Origin of the sequence: Pseudidiomarina terrestris (assembly GCF_030466375.1) — a bacterium.
Classification (GTDB): Bacteria; Pseudomonadota; Gammaproteobacteria; order Enterobacterales; family Alteromonadaceae; genus Pseudidiomarina; species Pseudidiomarina terrestris.
The window spans coordinates 618717-637474 of the sequence record NZ_JAGGJE010000001.1 but is presented as its reverse complement, the minus strand read 5'-3'; the positions used below and the strand labels follow the sequence as shown (position 1 = coordinate 637474).

Genomic DNA, 18758 nt, shown 5'->3' with positions numbered 1-18758 from the left:
AATGTATGCGGGATAATAACAAAAAGCTCAGCTTAACAACGCGTATCGTCATCGGTATGTTTTCGGGCGTCGCCGTCGGCTTCTTCTTGAAACTCTTTTTTCCAGACAGTCTTTTCGTCGAAGGCTACCTGACCAAAGGTTTGTTCCACGTCGTTGGGCAAATATTTATCAGTTCACTGCAAATGCTGGTAGTGCCATTAGTGTTTGTATCACTCGTGGTCGGTACCTGCTCCATCAGCGACCCAAGTAAACTCGGTCGACTCGGCGGTAAAGCGGTAAGTCTGTACATGGTAACTACCGCCATTGCGATTTCATTCGCAATTTTCGCTGCGGTCCTCATTCAACCAGGTGCGGGCGTTGAATTACAATCCGATGCCACCTTTGAGCCAAGTCAGGCGCCTTCTCTGGCTCAGGTGATTATCGACCTGTTCCCGAAGAATCCGTTCTCGGCTATGGCCAGCGGTAATATGCTGCAAATCATCGTTTTTGCGCTGCTGTTTGGTATTGCGATGGCATTGGTCGGAAAACCTGGTGACCGCTTACGTGGCTTCTTTGAGGACTTCAACGAAGTCATCATGAAACTTGTCATTATTCTGATGAATCTGGCCCCTTATGGTGTCTTTGCGCTGATGGCGAAACTCTTTAGCGAGACTCAGTTTGAGACCATCTTCAGTCTCGGCAAGTATTTCCTGCTGGTGTTCTTCGTGCTGATTTTACACGGGGTCGTCACCTACTCGCTGATCCTCAAAGGACTGACAGGTTTAAGCCCGTGGATCTTCCTGAAAAAAATGCGCGAAGTGCAGATTTTCGGCTTCAGTACCTCAAGCAGTAACGCAACCATTCCAGTCACCCTGGAAACCGTGACTAAACGGCTTGGTGTCAATAACAGTATCGGTTCTTTCACGGTGCCACTGGGTGCGACCATCAACATGGACGGCACTGCAATTATGCAGGGTGTCGCCACTGTTTTTATTGCGCAAGTCTACCTTGTCGACCTCAGTATTGCCGATTACGCAATGGTAGTACTGACCGCAACACTTGCCAGTATCGGCACCGCAGGCGTACCTGGCGTTGGCCTGATTATGCTGGCCATGGTCCTTGGACAAGTTGGCTTACCGGTGGAAGGTATTGCCCTCATTATTGGTGTCGATCGCTTACTTGATATGACGCGTACCTCAGTGAATGTCACCGGTGATGCGATGGTGAGCCTAGTGGTTGCGAAAAGCGAGGGTGAGCTGGATGAGAAAATATTTAATGACAGTGAAGCCGACCTGAAAGAACGCGACGTTGCAGATCAGCTGTAAATCGAACCCAGGGGGCGTGTTAAAACGCCCCCATTTCCCGCCAGACAAAACGCATTAATTCTCGGGTATCGACGGTCATAGTTTCAGTATTGCCGCGTATGGCTTGCTGCATGAGCTGCTCGAGTAATGGCCCTAAAACGCTGTCTACCCATTCCTGGCTGGTTTGCTGGCTATGCACCGGGGGTAGCTCCAAGCGTTTAAGTTTAACGCTTAGCACGGGCTTACCCTGATCAAACAGATTCACTACGACATCTTCCAGAGTCACGGCATCGACACTCCAGAAAACTTCCTCACTGGCACGTTGCACCGGTAACTGAGCCTGTACCTTGTCGATAAGGTCGTGAAGATTTGACTGCCCCTCACCGTAATAGGCAATCGTCAGTTGCGCGTTGCTGATTTGTGCGCGTTCCAGGCGCAAGTGTTGCTGTTGCTGAGTCAGCCAGTCGCCGTTTAACCGGACTTGCTCCGCCCATAGCAACTGGTTCAGGCCAGCGTCGAGTTGCGGCACCCGCGTTTTCACACCAACATCGGTGGCCAGTAACTCGGCGGTCAGGGTGTTCAATTCAAAAGCACTGTAACTAAAGTCTGCATCGTAATTTTTATCGACACGTTCCGTAAGTTGCTGCGCAACGCGTTCAGACAAGGTTTGCTCGGGTACGGCTTCAGCGCAGCCCGACATAGCGAGGGCCAGAACCCCTCCGAGCCAAAGAAATTTGTTCATGTTAGAGTCCTTGTTTCTGACGCTTTTGATGGAGTTCGCGGTTTTCGTGCTTTTGTTCCGCATTTTTACGCAACATCACGTACACCGAGCCGGCTCCGCCATGGTGCCGTTGCGCACTATGGTAGGCCATTACGGGTTCAAGCTGCTGCAGCCATTTTGCCACGTAACTTTTAAGTAACGCCGGATGAGGTTTGGAATGACGCCCCATACCATGGACCACAATCGCCGACCGCACTCCGCGCCGGTGACAAAGCTGAATGAACTCAAACAGCGCTTCACGAGCACGGCGCAAAGAATGGTGGTGCAGGTCCAGGGTCGCCTCGATCGTGTACTGCCCTTGCTTTAAACGCTTAAATACGCCGTGTTGCACGCCATCACGACGGAACTCCACCATCGCCTCAGGCTCAACGAAGTCGACGAACTCCATCGACAAGTAATTGATATCATCTTCCAGATTCTTCTCAGCCGCTTTCCTGCGGGCAGCCTGCGCCGCCGTTGGCTTGGCTTTCTGAGGTTCAATGACATCACTGGCCAGGGGTTTTACCCCGGCCATTTCTTGTAAAAACTCATCAAAATCGTCACTCATAACTACTCCAGTTTACGACTTTGTTAAAAACTCCCGAATACTGGTTAGTACGGCAGTAACGTTCTTTCCGATCCGTTCACCAAGCGGGCGTTTCTCGTAATAGCGGATGTGGTAAATACCATGGTCCTTGCAGCGTGCCAGCAACCAGCTGTCGGTGGTACAAATTTCATCAACCAGATCCATTTCTAAGGCTTTTTCTGCGGTCCAGTACTCCCCCGTTGCGACCTGATCAAGGTCAACTTTGGGCCGGTACTGAACGATATGGTTCTTAAACTGAGCGTGGATTTGCTCCAAATCTTCTTTAAACTTACGTCGCCCAGCATCCGTGTTCTCACCAAATACCGTTAAGGTGCGTTTATAATCGCCAGCGGTCACGGTTTCAAAATCAACATCGTGTTTTTTCAGCCAGCGATGAAAGTTTGGTAATTGTGCAACCACACCGATAGAACCAATGATAGCAAAAGGTGCAGCAATAACTTTATCCGCCACCGCCGCCATCATGTAACCACCACTGGCTGCTACTTTATCGACACCAATAACAAGCTCAAGTTCAGCATCACGCAGGCGTTGCAGTTGCGCTGCACCAAGACCGTAGCCGTGGACTACGCCGCCAGGGCTCTCTAGCCGCACAAACACGGTGTCACCAGCCTTGGCTGCACCTACCACGGCGTTAACCTCGCGCTGCAGATTGTCGACCTCATGCGCGTCTAAGCTTCCCTTGAAGTCAATCACGAACACGCGTTGCTCGGCAGCTTGTTCGTTTTTCTCTGCTTTGCGTGCTTGCTTTTGCGCCTGCTTACGCTGTTTCTTGCCTAAGGTTTCCAAGCTGATGGTCTGAGCGCTGTCACGCAGATCTCGCGACAGATTCCTGACCTGTAACTCTCCGTCTTGTCGTCGCTGCCGCTGGGCCGCATTACTTATGATGGCAACAATCAACATCACCACCATCAGAATAATGGCAGCTTTCACCACGAAGTCCGCTATTTCTAGTATAAACTCCATAATATCCTCGTCTGGGAACTCACTTTGGTTTGCCGTATAAAAAAGGGCCGACAAGCGGCCCTTTTGCAACTCATGAGACTAATTATACAGGTTATTGCTTGATCACTGCAGTGTTGGTCACCGGAATTGCGGTTGCATCGGTGCTAAACCAGCCAGCTGCCTGCAGCTGCATTTCCATGGTGGCTGCAGCTGAAGCGGATGGATCCACAATTGAACCATGGTCACCAGCAATGAAGCGCACCGCACCGGACACCGTTGACCCGTCCGTACTTGCAGTGGTTTGCGTGATCGCAGGCAACTGTAATGCACTAATCAGCGGCTCAGTTCCTGCCAGAGGTTTACCCTGAACAGCGTTAGGGATGACCTGGTCAGGCAATACATCAGCACCATTACCGACGACTTCCATCAGGTGAATCGGGCTGTCGTTCGCGACGACCTGAGCTGCATAATTAATAGGGTCTGCAGAATCAACCACCGCTTGAGCGGCGAAGGCAAACTGCTCGAATACACTATTAACTTCAGCTTGTTCCGCTGCTGACAGACTTGCCCAGAACTGCTGATACACTTGAATTAATAAGCCCTGGAACTGCGGCGAAGTCGGTGCAACACCTGCTTGTTGCGCGGCGCTGTTCACAGCTGCAGCAAAGTCTTCATTTGCTGCATAGAGCAACTGGCTCTTCACAACAGGACCAAATGACGGCGACGCTAACAAGAAGTTCGCAATGCTGGCACCCGGCGCCATTAAGGAGGTCGCGTTGACTTTAAATAAGCCTGAAGCTGGCGCCAGAGCGCCTGACATAGGCTCATTCGCCAGAGCTGTAAAGCCTGTACCTGCAATCGCACCCAATGAGTGACCAATGAAGAACACGTCCTGACCATTCAGTGGAGCGCCCATCGCAGCGTTAAGACTTAAACGCAGGCCCAACAAGTCGGAAATTGACTGACGCAGGTTGTCCCGGGCCGTCAACAGACTGCCAAGGTTCATGTACGCAGTCGCACTACCTGTGGTCGCGTTGATTGGACCGTAGCCACGATCACCGTGTAATGGGTGGTCAATCGCCACAGAAGCAAAGCCCATCACCGACAACGTTCCGGCGATACCAAAGGCATTTGTTTTCTCACCGGTAATACCATGCTGGAAAATCACCACTGGCCAGCCGTTTGCCGGCTCAGAGATTGGCGCAAGACCCTGTGCAGCACGTACCATATTCGCAGTATCAACATCAGGAACAGTAACAATCGCAGGAACATCAACGGCAGCAGTTGTTGCTGGTACCGGGTTGAACTTGGTCAGATGACGTTCTTCATCGATGCCTGGGAAATCGTAACAATTGTAGGGTGGTAACAGACGCGTTGGATCTTCAAATGCAAGAGGATCAATCGCCCCGGCGGGTAACGCACCCGCTTGTACCGCACCTAAAATCGACGCCGGACTATCACACATTGCGCGCCAGCGACCGTTTAACGGGGCCTGCGGGTTTTCCGCCGTCGGCACAGCTGAGTAATAAGGCAAGGTGACCTGGCCCTGATACAACTGCGCAGATGCTGCGGCTAAGTACGCCGGGTCTTGTGGGTTCGCTTCCAGGCGCCCTGAAGCCACCAGTACGTCACCCACAGTCATGCCGGTCGGCTGTGCCATCAATGCTGGCCCGCCGCCTTGTGAGAACTGCTGTGCCATCAACCCTTTAATTGCACCGAAGACATCTGTAATCGACTGGGTGGTGAAACTTGAAGTCAAAATAATTTCACTACGGTCAACACCTGCTGCAACAAGCGCATCTTCATGGCTGTTGATCAGACGTTGCAAGCCTACTGCCGAAGCATCCCCGGAAACTGGATTGGTATCAGCATCACGTTTCATCAGACCATAGGTTTGCGATGGTTTCACATCGCGTCCCATAGTGTCCTGAATATTGGTGGTGAGCACTGCCACGTAGCCGGTTTTAGCCTTTAACGGACGCAATGGGATAACCGCGACGCCAGCCGGGCCGGTAGCGCGCACGATGAAGTCAACACCATGCGTCAGTTCACCGGCCACGGCACAAGTTGCCGCCGGGCTTGCTGCTGCACAATCAGGGCTGACTGCACTGCCGCCCATGATGGTTTCGAATAAACGTACACTACCCGCTGCTTCCAGGGTGGCAGCGTCAACTTCGATGGTGTTGCCATTTTCGTCCAGTGGCAACGAGAAACTGAAGGTCAGCGTCGAGTGTGTGCCCCAGCCATCAAGGCCGTTCAGAGCGACTTGCGGGTTGCTGTTGTCTGATGGGTCAGCCACCGGGATGTTCAAGGTGCCATCGACACTACCACTCAACAAAATATTTGAAGGTACTGGAATTGCACCATTACTCGGGTCGAATACTGCGCGAGTCGCGTTGACTTGGAATTCTGTTGTTGCTGAAGGTGGTGCTTCTTCGCCACTACCGCAACCAGCTAAGGTAAAGGCACTAGCAATGGCCGTTACAAGCAAGAGTTTTTTCATGAGGCTTCCCCAATCCTTGTTCGTGTTGTTATGTTTTGAGCACCTGTAGATGCTTTTGTTTATCTCGCCTATCATCGCCTTTTATAACTGGTAGGACAAGACGCACACTTAACAAAATTTTATACACCGCTGACGCCTAAGATAAAAGTATTTTTCAAGAATTTCTCGCCAGTAGCTGAGAATCCCGACAAAAAACAGTAAACTGAGACACAACATTCACAGCAAGTGTAAGCCGAAATGACAGACATACATAAAGACAAAGTAGCAAATTATAACCTGGAAGGAAAAGTAATCTTAGTCACCGGTGCCGGAGATGGTATTGGCAAGGAAGCGGCTATGACCTTCGCCGATGCCGGTGCCACGGTTATTTTACTCGGTCGCACGGTCAGCAAGCTGGAGCTTGTCTATGACGCTATACTGGCCGCAGGGGGCCCGCAGCCGGCGATTGTCCCACTTGATATGAAAGGCGCGACTAAGACTCATTACCAGGGGCTGTGCGCGACTATCGAAGAGCAATTTGGTCGTCTTGACGGGTTATTACAAAATGCCAGTTTGCTAGGTGTCCTGTCCCCCTTCGAGCACATCGACCATGGCAGCTGGAACGATGTTTTGCAGGTCAATGTCACCGCGCAGTTTATGATGACCCAAGCTCTGATGCCGGTACTGAAAAAAGCACCTCATGCCTCGATTGTCTTCACCTCCTCCGGTGTGGGTCGTAAAGGTCGTGCGTTCTGGGGGCCTTACGCAGTGAGTAAGTTTGCTACAGAAGGTTTAGCACAGGTCATGGCGGATGAATACGAAGGCAGCAACGTTCGCGTTAATGTTATCAACCCCGGCGCAACGCGCACCAGCATGCGCTCACGCGCCTACCCTGGCGAAGACCCGATGAAGCTAAAAACACCAGCAGATCTTATGCCAACCTACTTATATTTGATGAGCGACGCCAGTCTCGACGTCAACGGTCAATCTTTAGACGCTCAATAGCATTCATCGCCTCGGCTTCGGTCGGGGCTTTTTCTAGTTGACATATAGGGTACGGGGGTATACTTTAACCCTTAATCAATTGACCGTTTTCGAGGCACCCTAAATGAAAACAACAGCCACACCGCATCCTGACGCATTAAAAACTAATCTGGCCCAGCGCCTCAAGCGCATTGAGGGGCAGGTCCGTGGACTGCAAAAGCTTATTGAGAACGATACCTACTGTGATGACGTTCTAATGCAACTGGCATCCGTGCAATCGGCGTTGAATGGCGTCGCCAAAAAACTCCTGAGTCAGCATATGCAGACTTGTGTCAAAGCACGCTTAAATGCCGGTGATGACTCGGTACTCACCGAGCTTGATACCACCATTGAACGACTGCTAAAACGCTGAAGCCCCATCCATCAACGAAGCTACCGACAGGTGACGCGATGAAACAACAGACTATGCAATTACAGCTCAGTGGCATGAGTTGCGCCGGTTGCGCGAAAAGCATCGAGCGTGCGCTCAGTGAGGTCAATGGGGTTGATGAGGTCCACGTCAACTTTGCCACCGAAATCGCTGCTGTAAAGGGCACCGAACTCGATGGGCAGAAACTCACTGCCGCCGTAAAAGCGGCTGGCTACGATGCGCAAGCGATAGACCATAGCCAACCGGCAACGAGTGACCCGCAAGCACAGGCACAGCAGCGACAACTAGTTAAGTTTATTATCGCTGCCCTCCTGTCTCTGCCACTTTTATACACCATGTTCGGGCATTTCAGCTGGACTGAAGGGGTACCGGTACCCGACCTGCTGATGTCCCCCTGGCTACAGCTCATGCTGGCCACGCCGGTGCAATTTGTCATCGGCTGGCAGTTCTATCGCGGCAGTTACCATGCCTTGCGCGGTGGCGCGGCGAATATGGACGTTCTGGTCGCATTAGGAACCTCCGCGGCATACTTTTACAGCATCTATCTGGCCTGGTTCGACGACACTTTCCAACGTCATGACGGCCTCTACTTTGAAACCAGTGCCGTACTGATTACTCTGATTGTGTTAGGGAAGTGGTTTGAAGCCCGGGCCAAAGGCCGCTCTTCAAATGCAATTCGCCAGCTGCTCGAGTTACAACCAGCCAAAGCCCTGCTAGAGCAAGATGCTGATAGCACCAAACAGGTTGCTGTTGCTGATCTTCAGGTCGGTGACATTGTGCAGGTTCAGCCAGGACAGAATGTGCCCATTGATGGTGAAGTTATCAGTGGGTCAAGTGCCATTGATGAGTCTATGTTGACGGGTGAGAGTATGCCTGTCAGTAAATCGGCCGGCGACAAAGTGATTGGCGGTACCTTGAACACCACCGGTTTTATCCGGGTGCAGGTCAAACAAACTGGCGCCGATACTGCATTGGCTAAAATTGTTAAAGTGGTTGAGCAGGCGCAAACTTCGAAAGCGCCAATTCAACGCTTAGCGGATAAAGTCGCTGGTATATTTGTTCCTGTCGTCCTCGTCATTGCCTTGCTGACCTGCCTGATCTGGTTCTTCTTGCTAGCCCCGGGTGACTGGCGACAGGCGTTCGAGTCCACCGTTGCGGTGCTGGTTATTGCCTGTCCTTGTGCGTTAGGCCTGGCCACCCCTACTTCCATTATGGCGGGTTCAGGACGCGCCGCCCAGGCAGGCGTACTGTTCAAACAAAGCGCTGTACTGGAAATGACGCATACCATCGACACCATTGTGTTCGATAAAACCGGCACCCTGACCGAAGGTAAGCCTAAGCTGACGGATTTTGAGCTGCTGAGTGAGACCTTATCCAAGTCAGCTATCGCTGGCTTGTTACTGGCTGTCGAGAAGCAATCCGCCCATCCTTTGGCGCAGGCTATTGTTCGCGGCACTGAAAGTCTCACTGAATCTGCTACAACGCCCAAGGTGAAAGAATTTTCTGCATTACATGGTAAAGGCGTCAGCGCCACTATTATCGGGCTGGACGGTGATGTGGAGCACACGCAGCAGGTTCTGATCGGTACGCTGCGGCTACTAAAAGAGCACGATACTGTCATCAGCCCCGCTGCGGAACAGCGCTTTCAGGAGCTGCAACAGCAAGGTAAAACGGTGATGGCCGTTGCCGTCAACCAGCAACTGGTCGCCTATGTCGCGGTTGCAGATACCTTGCGCGAGACAAGTAAAAACGCATTACAGCTGCTGCGCCAGCGCGGCCTCAAATTAATCATGCTGACCGGTGATAACCGACAGACGGCACAAGCGATCGCTGAGCAACTGGGCATTGACGAGGTCATAGCTGAAGTCTTACCTGAAGACAAAGCCAGGCAAATTAAGCAACTACAAGCTGAAGGCAGGCGCGTGGCCATGGTCGGAGATGGTGTTAACGATGCTCCTGCGCTGGCGGTAGCGGATGTTGGCGTGGCGATGGGCTCGGGCACTGACGTGGCTATTGAAACAGCAGATATTGCGTTGTTACGCGCTGATCTGCAGACCCTGGTCCATGCCATTGAGATGAGTGAACTCACACTGCGTAATATTCGACAAAATTTATTCTGGGCCTTCGCTTATAACACGTTAGGTATTCCCATTGCTGCAGCAGGTCTGCTTGCACCTTGGCTGGCAGGCGGCGCCATGGCGCTAAGTTCGGTGTCAGTCGTACTCAATGCGCTGCGGTTGCAAAGGGTAAAACTATCGAGTGTGCAATGACAAACGATGACAAGCATTGTGGCTCTGCCATGCTTAGTTTATCTTAGGAGGGTCAATTCGCAATTTTGGGTGCTTTATGCTCGCAAGTATTATGATCGCCAGTACACTCGCCGCAACGATGTTAACCAGTGCCACGGCAATAGAGCTAGAAAGACTTCCGACCCGCCCGGACGTGCACTGGATAGGAGTCAGCACGCCTAGTCCTGATGTGGTCTGGATCAGCGGTAGTAAGGCCACCATCGCGCGCAGCGTTGATGCCGGGCAAACCTGGAATTACAGCACCCCCTCCAACTCAACCCTGGAGTTTCGCGATATTGAAGGCCTAGATGATCAACATGCCTTTGCCTTGAGCATTGGCAAGAATGGCAATTCGCGCATTTATTACACCAACAATGGTGGCGACAGCTGGCAGCTGCGTTACCGCGCCGGTGGCAACCAATTTCTAAATTGCTTTGCCATAGCTCCAGAAACGAATGAAGTTTGGGGCTTTGGCGATAGTATCGATGGCAAGTGGGATCTGTTGCGCTCTACTGATGGCCGAAACTGGCTGTCGTCAAGCAATGCCGTAGGTAGCCCGCCACTTAGTGCTGAAGGCGGCCTTGCTGCCAGTGGCGGTTGTGTGCGTTATGGCAAAAATGCCTGGGCGATTGGCACCGCGAATGCTGCAACCGCACGCTTACTTGTTAAACGCAGTTTTGGTATCCGCTTTAAAGCTATAGAAACACCTCTACCTGCGGGTCCCGGTGCCGGAATCGCCAGCGTCTGGCCATTCGCTGAAGATCACGTGCTCATGGTGGGAGGTGACCTGAAGCATGCAGAGCGCCGTCCGCGCATCGTCGAGTACAAAGACGATAGTTTTACACCCTTGGCCGAGCCGCCCCTTAGCGGCGCACTTTATAGCCTCACAGTAACGCGAGATAAACAGCTGATTGTCAGCAATCCGTCGGGCGCAGCCCTGTTGCCCTCGGTCGACAGCAACAACTGGCTGCCTCTCAGCGATGCCAACATCTGGAATTCAGCCTGTAATGTTGATGCCTGTTACTTCGTCGGGAAAGAAGGCTACACGGGCAAGCTTAGCTTGCCAGTAACGCCATCCCCCCAGACACGTGACTAACATTACAAAAGCCGAACCGGGTCAGAACTTGTGCCGCCACTGCACTGCGATTGCCTGAGCGGCATAAGCAGATGATAGGCCGGTTTTTGAAGTCTTCCCGGTGGTCATAAAGAAACTGTACGAGACGGGTCAGCGGCACGTTCATGACTTGCGCTGGTAATTGCAGTGGGGTGACCTGATGTTCTTGTTGCTCACGCACGTCAAGTACCAGTGTTTCCGGCCGGCGCAACCATTCCTGCTGCTGTTCGGGCGCAATATTGACCAACTGGCAGGGCTACCCTTCCCCTTTTAATTCGCGCAATTGAGAGGCAATGGCGAAGTCATCATCCCACTTCCGACAGACCAAAGTATGCTCACCTAACACGCTTTCCAGCACCTGCGGTGCCGCTTGCTCGCCGACAAAGGCAAAGTCCACTCGCGCGCCAGCGGTGGGTTCAATCGGTGAGCTCAATAGATACACCGGCTGCCGGCTACCGACCCGGTACAAGCGCCGATTGCCGACCAGTAAACAACCGTCCGTGGGCACATCGCAATCGACCGGCGTGGAGCAATCGGCCTGAGCAGCTAATGGCCAGCCGACGTTATCGCGTTCAGCATCGCAGCCACTGGCACACAGCAACTGTGCCAGCATGGCTGCAGTACTGTCATCGCCTTGTGGCTCTGTGGTCACTACAGCTTTTACACGATAGTGCTGACACGCTACTAATTTCTCTATCCGGTCAGCAAGTTGCGGGATGGGGTCGATAACGGCCATTTCACGTGCAGAGCGGTCGATCACCAGATAGCAGCATTGAGCATCGAAGCGCAGCTGCACGACACCGTCCAGCTCACTGTCGAAGTCTTCATTGGTATCACTCAGTAGTAAACAGGAATGCCGCAGTGCTTGCGCAGCTTCTTCAATCCGCGCACAAGCCGCGTCAACGGTCGCCTGCTCCGTGGCCGGACCAAAGGACAACCGAATCGCCGACTGCGAACGCCAGTCATCAAGGCCCATGGCGTCCAGTACGTAGCTGCGGGTGACTTTTGAACTGCAGGCCGAGCCGGAGCTTACGCGAATATTGGCGGCGTCAAAGACGTCCATAATATCGCGCGAAGGTACGCCTCTTACGGAAAAGTTCAGGGTTGTTGGCACTGAGTATTCAAACGCATGATTCAGTTCCAGGGTCGGAAATGCAGTGCGCAAAGCTGCCAGCAATTGCTCACGATACGCCCCCAGGGTCGCTACCGGCTTAAAGACTTGCTGCTCACGGTCAAGCAACAACTCAAACAAAGTGTGCATGGCCGCTATACCCGGCAGGTTTTCAGTGCCTGAACGGAAGCCCTGCTCCTGGCCACCACCGATGATGAGTGGCGTAAAGGCAGCATGTTCGCGTACATATAAAAAGCCAATCCCTTTCGGTCCGTAAAGCTTGTGACCGCTGAATGGCGCATAGTCGATGCTGGTTTGCGCCAGCTGTAACTGCCCTTTACCAAGCATCTGTACACAGTCGACCATCCAGGGAACGCCTGGTGCATGTTGGCGAATGACCTTTTCAAGCGTCGCTAAATCTTGACGAACGCCGGTCTCATTATTTACCGCCATGGTTGAAATCATCAAGGCGTGTGGCAAGTGCTGAGCGATAAAATCAAGATCCAGTAAGCCATTTCGATCGACTGGAATCGCTTTTAACTCAGCCTTTGTCCCTAGTAACTCGTTCCAGTGAGCAAGAGCCTGAGGAACGGCTTTGTGCTCCGTCGCACCGTAGAGAAGGTACTTTCCGGCGGTAACCTGGCCCTGCTTCCGCACTGCGGTCAGCGCAGACAGCACAGCGGTCTGAATGCCTTCTGTTGCGCCACTGGTAAAAACCAGCTGCCCGCGTTCGGCGCCAATCACCTCACAACCTAAGCGACGCGCATTATCCAGGATGTAACGTGCCTGCAAACCGGTAATATGGCTGCTGCTAGGGTTACCAAACACCTGTTCCATGGTATGCGATACGGCACGCGAAATTTGCGGCAACACGGGCGTAGTTGCATTGCAATCAAGATAAATTTCATCATCTTTCGGACGTATGTGTACTGGCGTGACCATAATCACCACTTTAGTGTTGGATTTTTAGTAATTGTGCACTTAGTTGATTCGGTTTTTTTGCCACTCTTGTTCTTTTGCCATGCGCGCTTTTTTATCATCACAAGGCTCATCACAATCGCAAGCTTTGTCCATGCCAAGGCTGGCAATACCGCCGCAACTACCTGAGATGGTTTTGCGTTGTACAATAAACCCAACCGACATGGCCAACACCACAACTAAAAAGATGCCGAAAACTAATAAAAATAACCCCATGCGACCTCCTGAGTTACTGCAAAAAAGGTTTGAACGCTGTACTAGTGTACTCTTTAAACTCGCCGTTTTCACGTGCGATCAACATCACCGCCAGTTGCTGGGCTTCAGCAAAAGCCAAAGCTGCTTCTGGTCCCATCACCGTCAGCGCAGTCGCGTAGGCGTCGGCATCCATACAGCTGTCGGTCACCACCGTCACCGAGACGAGATTATGCTGTACCGGACGGCCCGTACGTGGATCGATAATATGGGAGTACCGAATCCCATTCTGTTCAAAGTAATTACGATAGTCGCCAGATGTTGCCACGGCATTATTACCAGGCTCAATGATACGTTGGGCAGCTCGCTGGGTGCTTTCCGGCCGTTCGATGGCGATTCGCCACGGTTGATTGCCAGGCTTGCTACCTTTCATGATCATCTCACCACCGATCTCAACCAGGTAGTTCTGGATCTCCATCTGCTCGAGTAAGCGCGCGACCCGGTCCACGGCATAACCTTTGGCAATAGTTGACAGGTCAACGTAGAGGCCGGGAACATGTTTTTGCAATTGATGATTTTCAACCGTTAAGTGTTGATAACCCGTCTGCGCCAGCGCAGTGGCAAGCTCTTCATCAGAAGGCACCCGCTCAGGCCGTTGTTCAGGACCAAAGCTCCATAAGTTAACAATTGGACCTACAGTCACGTCCAGCAGACCGTCAGTTTGCTCCGCGATCTCTAACGAGCGGCGCACCACCTGTTCCAGTGAACGTGAGATCACCACCGGCTCAGTCGTTTGCTTTTTATTAAACAGGGATAGCTCTGACTGCGGATCATAGGTCGACATTTGACTGTTGATCTGCTCGAGCAGGCCATCGACCCGTTCTTTCACTTTCTCCGCATCATGCCGGGGATTCGCCGAGACATAGCGAATATGGTAGGTCGTACCCATAGTATCGCCAGACACCGCGACCTGCTGCGGCGCATGGCTACAAGAAACGAAAAAGGCTAGCCCTACCAGGGCTAGCCAAATTAGACGTAATGATGATTGATTCACCTTACTTATCCACCTTTTTATCCGCCGAAGTCATCCAGCATGATATTTTCGTCTTCCACGCCCAGATCCTTGAGCAAGTTAATCACTGCGGCATTCATTACCGGTGGACCACACATGTAGAATTCACAATCTTCAGGCGCTTCGTGATCTTTCAGATAACGCTCGTAAAGAACATTATGAATAAAACCAGTATCGCCATCCCAATCATCTTCCGGCTGCGGATCAGAAAGTGCCACATGCCATTCAAAGTTGTCATTCTCACGTTGCAACATATCGAAGTCTTCAACGTAGAACATTTCTTTCTTCGAACGTGCACCGTACCAGAAGCTGATCTTACGATCGGTGTTAATACGACGGAGCTGGTCAAAGATATGCGAACGCATTGGCGCCATACCAGCACCACCACCAACAAAGACCATTTCCGCCTCGGTTTCTTTGGCGAAGAACTCACCAAACGGACCAGAAATAGTGACTTTGTCACCCGGACGTAAGCTAAAGATATAAGATGACATTTTACCTGCTGGCAGGCTCAGGTCGTTCGGCGGCGGTGTTGCACAACGCACGTTCAACATGATGATGCCTTTCTCATCCGGGTAGTTCGCCATCGAGTAAGCACGCACAACTTCTTCATCAACCTTGGATTCGATATCAAAGAAACCAAACCGTTCCCAATCGCCACGGAATTTCTCTTCGATGTCGAAATCTTTATAGCGAATGTGATGCGGTGGAGCTTCGATCTGGATGTAGCCCCCTGCGCGGAAAGGTACGTCCTCTCCTTCTGGCAACTGCACCACAAACTCTTTAATGAAGGTCGCCACGTTATCGTTCGACTTCACTTTACAGTCCCACTTACGAATACCGAAGACTTCCTCAGGAAGTTCGATCTTCATGTTTTGCTTAATGTTCACCTGACAAGACAGACGTACGCCTTCACGCGCTTCTTTCTTGTTGATGTGGTCACGCTCGGTCGGCAGAATATCACCACCGCCCTCAGTAACTTTCACGGTGCACTGGCCACATGAACCACCACCACCACAGGCAGACGATACGAAGATACCCGCATTCGCCAAAGCGCCTAATAACTTGGTGCCTGGCTGCGTGGTAATTTTCTTGTCTTCATCTTCGTTAATCAAAATCTCGACATCACCCTGGGGTACTAACTTTGATTTAGCGAACATAATGATCGCAACCAAAATCAATACGATTAGGGTAAACATGCCTACGCCGAGCGCTATTAATGTCAATTCTTGCCCTTGCATCGACTCGTACCTCTTAATTATCCGTTGCTAGTGTTACTGGTGCTGTTACAGGGATACGCCAGAGAATGACATAAAGCCCAATCCGATCAGACCCACTGAAATAAAGGTAATACCCAGGCCACGTAAGCCATCAGGAACGTCAGAGTATTTCAGTTTCTCGCGCACAGCTGCCAAAGCAACAATCGCCAGCGCCCAACCTACACCACTACCAATACCGTAAACGACACTTTCGCCGAAGTTATAGTCACGCTCAACCATGAAAGAAACACCACCGAAGATGGCGCAGTTTACGGTGATCAACGGCAAGAAAATACCTAGTGCGTTGTAGAGAACAGGCACGTATTTATCCAACGCCATTTCCAGGATCTGAACCAAAGCTGCAATTACCCCGATGAACGCCAGGAAGCGCAGGAAACTAAGGTCCGCATCTGGAAATCCAGCCCAGCTCAAAGCGCCTGGGGCCAGAATGTTGTGATAAATAATATTGTTTACCGGTACCGAGATACCTAACACCACGATGACGGCAACGCCCAGACCAAAAGCAGTGCTTACTTTTTTCGATACTGCCAGGAACGTACACATCCCCAGGAAAAACATCAGGGCAAGGTTTTCGATGAATACCGATTTTATAAATAAACTTACATAAGCTTCCATGATCGGCTCCTTAATCCTTTGGCTCTACTTGTTCTGGACGGAAAGTACGCAGTATCCAGATGAACGCGCCAATAACAAAGAACGCGCTTGGCGGGAACAACAGGAATCCGACCGGTTGATACCAGCCACCCTCTGAAGCCAGAGCGAAGATTTGCGTACCGAACAGGCTACCTGAACCAAATAGCTCACGGATAAAGCCGACAAACAGCAATACCACCGAGTAACCCAGACCGTTACCGATACCATCGAGGAACGAAAGGCCTGGCGAGCTCTTCATCGCGAAAGCTTCCGCGCGTCCCATAACGATACAGTTGGTAATAATCAAACCAACGAAGACCGAGAGCTCTTTAGCGATGCTGTAGGCATAGGCACGAAGTATCTGGTCAACAACGATAACCAGACTCGCGATAATCGTCATTTGCACGATAATGCGCACGCTTGATGGAATATGATTCCGAATCATTGAGATAAACAAGTTCGAGAATGCTGTAACCATGGTCAGTGCGATACACATGACCACGGTATTTTCCATCTTCGACGTAACTGCCAATGCCGAACAAATACCAAGGATCTGCAGGGCAATAGGGTTGTTCGCAAAAATCGGTCCAAACAGGACTTCTTTCATTTCTTTTGCACTACTAGCCATTGTTCAGCTCCCCCTTGCGAATTTTGTCTAAAAGTGGGCCATAAGCCTTGTCGCTAAACCAGTAATCAACCAGATATTCAACACCATTACTGGTCAGTGTGGCACCTGATAATGCATCGATATCATGGTTTTCCTGGGCTGGGTTCTTCATCACGTCGAACTGCACTTCTTCATAATTGTCGCCGTAGATTTGTTTACCTTCCCACTGGGCCACCCATTTAGGGTTTTGAATTTCACCACCTAAACCTGGTGTCTCACTATGCTCGTAAAAGTTCACACTACGAACAGTCGACAAGTCCGGTTGCAAAGCGATCAGACCATACATGGTACCCCACAGTCCGTAACCACGGATGTAAAGCACTAAGGTCTGCAGTTCACCTTGCTCATTATTGATGAAATAAACCTTGGTTACGTCTTCACGCGCGCCGATACCTGCGATGTCCTCGCTCTTATCGAGTTTGGTGCTCCATTCAGGCTTATTCGCAGCCGCGATGGGATCGTAGTTCACCGGCCCCAGGTCGTTGGCTTGTTCAACCACTTCCAGGGTGTTCAAGTTAATCAACTTGGTCTCAACCCGCTGGTTAAAGAGTTCAACGACGCTGGTATCCGGCTGCAGCAAGCCAGCGGCGTCAAGTACGTTACGCTGCATATCTAACGCTGCATTCTTCTGTTGAATAGGCTTTAAGCCCACAGCTGCACCAGACACGACAACGGCGCAAACCAAACAGAGGATGACGACAACGAGTAATGTTTTACTTAACGATTCGTTTTTCTTATCAGCCACGAGCTAACCTCCGTTTAATGTTCGCCTGTACAACAAAGTGGTCAAACAGCGGAGCAAATACGTTCGCGAACAGAATCGCCAACATGATGCCCTCTGGATAAGCAGGGTTCACCACACGGATGAGTACAGTCATGGCGCCAATCAAAAAGCCATAGAAAAATTTCGCGCGGTTGGTAAAAGATGCCGAGACCGGATCTGTCGCCATAAACATCATACCAAAGGCAAAACCACCAACAACTAAGTGCCAGTGCCAAGGCATCTGGAACATAGCATTGGTTTCACTACCAATCACATTGAACAGCAGCGACAGCGCCACCATACCCACAAACACGCCTGAGACAATCCGCCAGGACGCAATGCGGAAATAAATCAGTGCCAGACCACCAATCAGGATCATCAGCGTTGATACTTCACCTACGGAGCCTTGAATGTTGCCGAGGAAAGCATCCCACCACATGTCCATGTTATCGAAGTAGTTTTCACCTACCGCAGCCCGACCAAGTGGGGTTGCGCCGGAAAAACCATCGACCGCGGTCCAGACTTTGTCGCCCGAAATCTGTGCCGGGAACGCAAAATAAAGGAACGCCCGACCGGTCAATGCCGGGTTAAGGAAGTTACGACCCGTGCCGCCAAAGATTTCCTTACCGATGACCACACCAAAGGTGATACCCAGAGCCACCTGCCATAACGGAATGGTTGCTGGCAAGATCAGCGCAAACAGCACTGAGGTCACGAAGAACCCTTCGTTAACTTCGTGCTTACGCACTGTTGCAAAGAGCACTTCCCAGAAACCACCAACGATAAAGGTCGTGGCGTAAATAGGAACAAAGAAGCAGGCGCCATACCACATTTTGGTACCCCAGCCTGCATCAGCGAAATCACCGCCAAGAAGATGGAACAGGCCAACCTGCCAGGCATCGGAAAGCTCATAGCCAGTGGCTAACGCCATCGCTGCCTGGTTACCCACGTTGTACATGCCCCAGAACATCGCCGGGAAAGTCATCATCCACACCAAAATCATGATGCGTTTCAGATCAACATTGTCTTTTACGTGGGTCGAATTTTTAGTGACCTTACCAGGCGTATAGAGAATAGTTGCCACGGCTTCATACAGGGCATACCACTTCTCATATTTGCCGCCTTTTTCAAAGTCCGGCTCAATCCGCTCAAGATAATTTTTTAAGCCCATG

The 18758-nt window shown here is 51.4% G+C and carries 18 protein-coding genes; 5 read left to right on the top strand and 13 right to left on the bottom strand.

Going from position 1 to position 18758, the window contains the following annotated elements; all coding sequences use genetic code 11:
- Positions 1 to 5 precede the first annotated feature (5 nt).
- Positions 6 to 1304 (top strand): dicarboxylate/amino acid:cation symporter, encoded by a 1299-nt coding sequence (locus J6J28_RS02995; RefSeq protein WP_301719842.1) that lies wholly within the window; start codon positions 6 to 8, stop codon positions 1302 to 1304.
- A gap of 19 nt (positions 1305 to 1323) precedes the next feature.
- Here J6J28_RS02995 and J6J28_RS02990 read toward each other — a convergent pair whose 3' ends face one another.
- The 4 genes from J6J28_RS02990 to J6J28_RS02975 form a co-directional block, all read right to left on the bottom strand.
- On the bottom strand, positions 1324 to 2025 hold the full coding sequence (locus tag J6J28_RS02990; RefSeq protein ID WP_301719841.1) for a hypothetical protein: 702 nt from the start codon (positions 2023 to 2025) through the stop codon (positions 1324 to 1326).
- 1 nt (position 2026) lies between these two features.
- The gene (gene smrA / locus J6J28_RS02985; RefSeq protein ID WP_301719839.1) at positions 2027 to 2611 is read right to left on the bottom strand and encodes a DNA endonuclease SmrA; all 585 of its coding nucleotides are present in this window, start codon (positions 2609 to 2611) and stop codon (positions 2027 to 2029) included.
- A gap of 12 nt (positions 2612 to 2623) precedes the next feature.
- On the bottom strand, positions 2624 to 3613 hold the full coding sequence (gene sohB, locus J6J28_RS02980) for a protease SohB (RefSeq protein ID WP_301719838.1): 990 nt from the start codon (positions 3611 to 3613) through the stop codon (positions 2624 to 2626).
- Between the two features lie 91 nt (positions 3614 to 3704).
- Positions 3705 to 6095 carry a VolA/Pla-1 family phospholipase gene (locus tag J6J28_RS02975; protein ID WP_301719837.1) on the bottom strand — a complete coding sequence of 797 codons (2391 nt, stop codon included), beginning with the start codon at positions 6093 to 6095 and terminating at the stop codon, positions 3705 to 3707.
- 237 nt (positions 6096 to 6332) lie between these two features.
- Between J6J28_RS02975 and J6J28_RS02970 the strand changes: the two genes are divergently transcribed.
- The 4 genes from J6J28_RS02970 to J6J28_RS02955 all read left to right on the top strand — a co-directional run bounded on the left by J6J28_RS02970 (position 6333) and on the right by J6J28_RS02955 (position 10872).
- On the top strand, positions 6333 to 7079 hold the full coding sequence (locus tag J6J28_RS02970) for a YciK family oxidoreductase (RefSeq protein WP_301719836.1): 747 nt from the start codon (positions 6333 to 6335) through the stop codon (positions 7077 to 7079).
- A gap of 103 nt (positions 7080 to 7182) precedes the next feature.
- Positions 7183 to 7470 (top strand): metal-sensitive transcriptional regulator, encoded by a 288-nt coding sequence (locus tag J6J28_RS02965; protein ID WP_301719835.1) that lies wholly within the window; start codon positions 7183 to 7185, stop codon positions 7468 to 7470.
- Positions 7471 to 7508: 38 nt separating this feature from the next.
- Complete coding sequence (locus J6J28_RS02960) at positions 7509 to 9758, top strand: heavy metal translocating P-type ATPase (RefSeq protein WP_301719834.1); 2250 nt, start codon at positions 7509 to 7511, stop codon at positions 9756 to 9758.
- Between the two features lie 76 nt (positions 9759 to 9834).
- The gene (locus J6J28_RS02955; protein WP_301719833.1) at positions 9835 to 10872 is read left to right on the top strand and encodes a WD40/YVTN/BNR-like repeat-containing protein; all 1038 of its coding nucleotides are present in this window, start codon (positions 9835 to 9837) and stop codon (positions 10870 to 10872) included.
- Here the strand turns inward: J6J28_RS02955 and J6J28_RS02950 are convergent.
- From J6J28_RS02950 to J6J28_RS02910, 9 genes are read right to left on the bottom strand one after another with little or no spacing between them, the layout of a single operon-like run.
- The gene (locus J6J28_RS02950) at positions 10832 to 11137 is read right to left on the bottom strand and encodes a rhodanese-like domain-containing protein (protein ID WP_301719832.1); all 306 of its coding nucleotides are present in this window, start codon (positions 11135 to 11137) and stop codon (positions 10832 to 10834) included. The two genes, J6J28_RS02955 and J6J28_RS02950, sit on opposite strands and share 41 nt — an antisense overlap.
- Positions 11138 to 11146: 9 nt before the next feature.
- On the bottom strand, positions 11147 to 12943 hold the full coding sequence (locus J6J28_RS02945; protein ID WP_301719831.1) for an aminotransferase class V-fold PLP-dependent enzyme: 1797 nt from the start codon (positions 12941 to 12943) through the stop codon (positions 11147 to 11149).
- 39 nt (positions 12944 to 12982) lie between these two features.
- Positions 12983 to 13195 carry a (Na+)-NQR maturation NqrM gene (nqrM, locus tag J6J28_RS02940; RefSeq protein WP_301719830.1) on the bottom strand — a complete coding sequence of 71 codons (213 nt, stop codon included), beginning with the start codon at positions 13193 to 13195 and terminating at the stop codon, positions 12983 to 12985.
- Between the two features lie 13 nt (positions 13196 to 13208).
- Positions 13209 to 14225, bottom strand: coding sequence for an FAD:protein FMN transferase (locus tag J6J28_RS02935; protein ID WP_301719829.1), 1017 nt, complete (start codon positions 14223 to 14225; stop codon positions 13209 to 13211).
- 17 nt (positions 14226 to 14242) lie between these two features.
- Positions 14243 to 15469: an NADH:ubiquinone reductase (Na(+)-transporting) subunit F gene (nqrF, locus tag J6J28_RS02930; RefSeq protein ID WP_301720789.1), complete on the bottom strand. Its 1227-nt coding sequence runs from the start codon at positions 15467 to 15469 to the stop codon at positions 14243 to 14245.
- A gap of 60 nt (positions 15470 to 15529) precedes the next feature.
- Positions 15530 to 16138 carry an NADH:ubiquinone reductase (Na(+)-transporting) subunit E gene (nqrE, locus tag J6J28_RS02925; RefSeq protein WP_301719828.1) on the bottom strand — a complete coding sequence of 203 codons (609 nt, stop codon included), beginning with the start codon at positions 16136 to 16138 and terminating at the stop codon, positions 15530 to 15532.
- 10 nt (positions 16139 to 16148) lie between these two features.
- Positions 16149 to 16784 carry an NADH:ubiquinone reductase (Na(+)-transporting) subunit D gene (locus J6J28_RS02920; protein WP_301719827.1) on the bottom strand — a complete coding sequence of 212 codons (636 nt, stop codon included), beginning with the start codon at positions 16782 to 16784 and terminating at the stop codon, positions 16149 to 16151.
- Positions 16777 to 17568, bottom strand: a complete 792-nt coding sequence (locus tag J6J28_RS02915) for a Na(+)-translocating NADH-quinone reductase subunit C (RefSeq protein WP_301719826.1) — start codon at positions 17566 to 17568, stop codon at positions 16777 to 16779. The genes J6J28_RS02920 and J6J28_RS02915 overlap by 8 nt, the downstream gene beginning before the upstream one ends.
- Positions 17561 to 18757, bottom strand: coding sequence for an NADH:ubiquinone reductase (Na(+)-transporting) subunit B (locus J6J28_RS02910; RefSeq protein ID WP_301719825.1), 1197 nt, complete (start codon positions 18755 to 18757; stop codon positions 17561 to 17563). Before J6J28_RS02910 ends, J6J28_RS02915 begins: the two co-directional genes overlap by 8 nt.
- Position 18758: the final 1 nt, after the last annotated feature.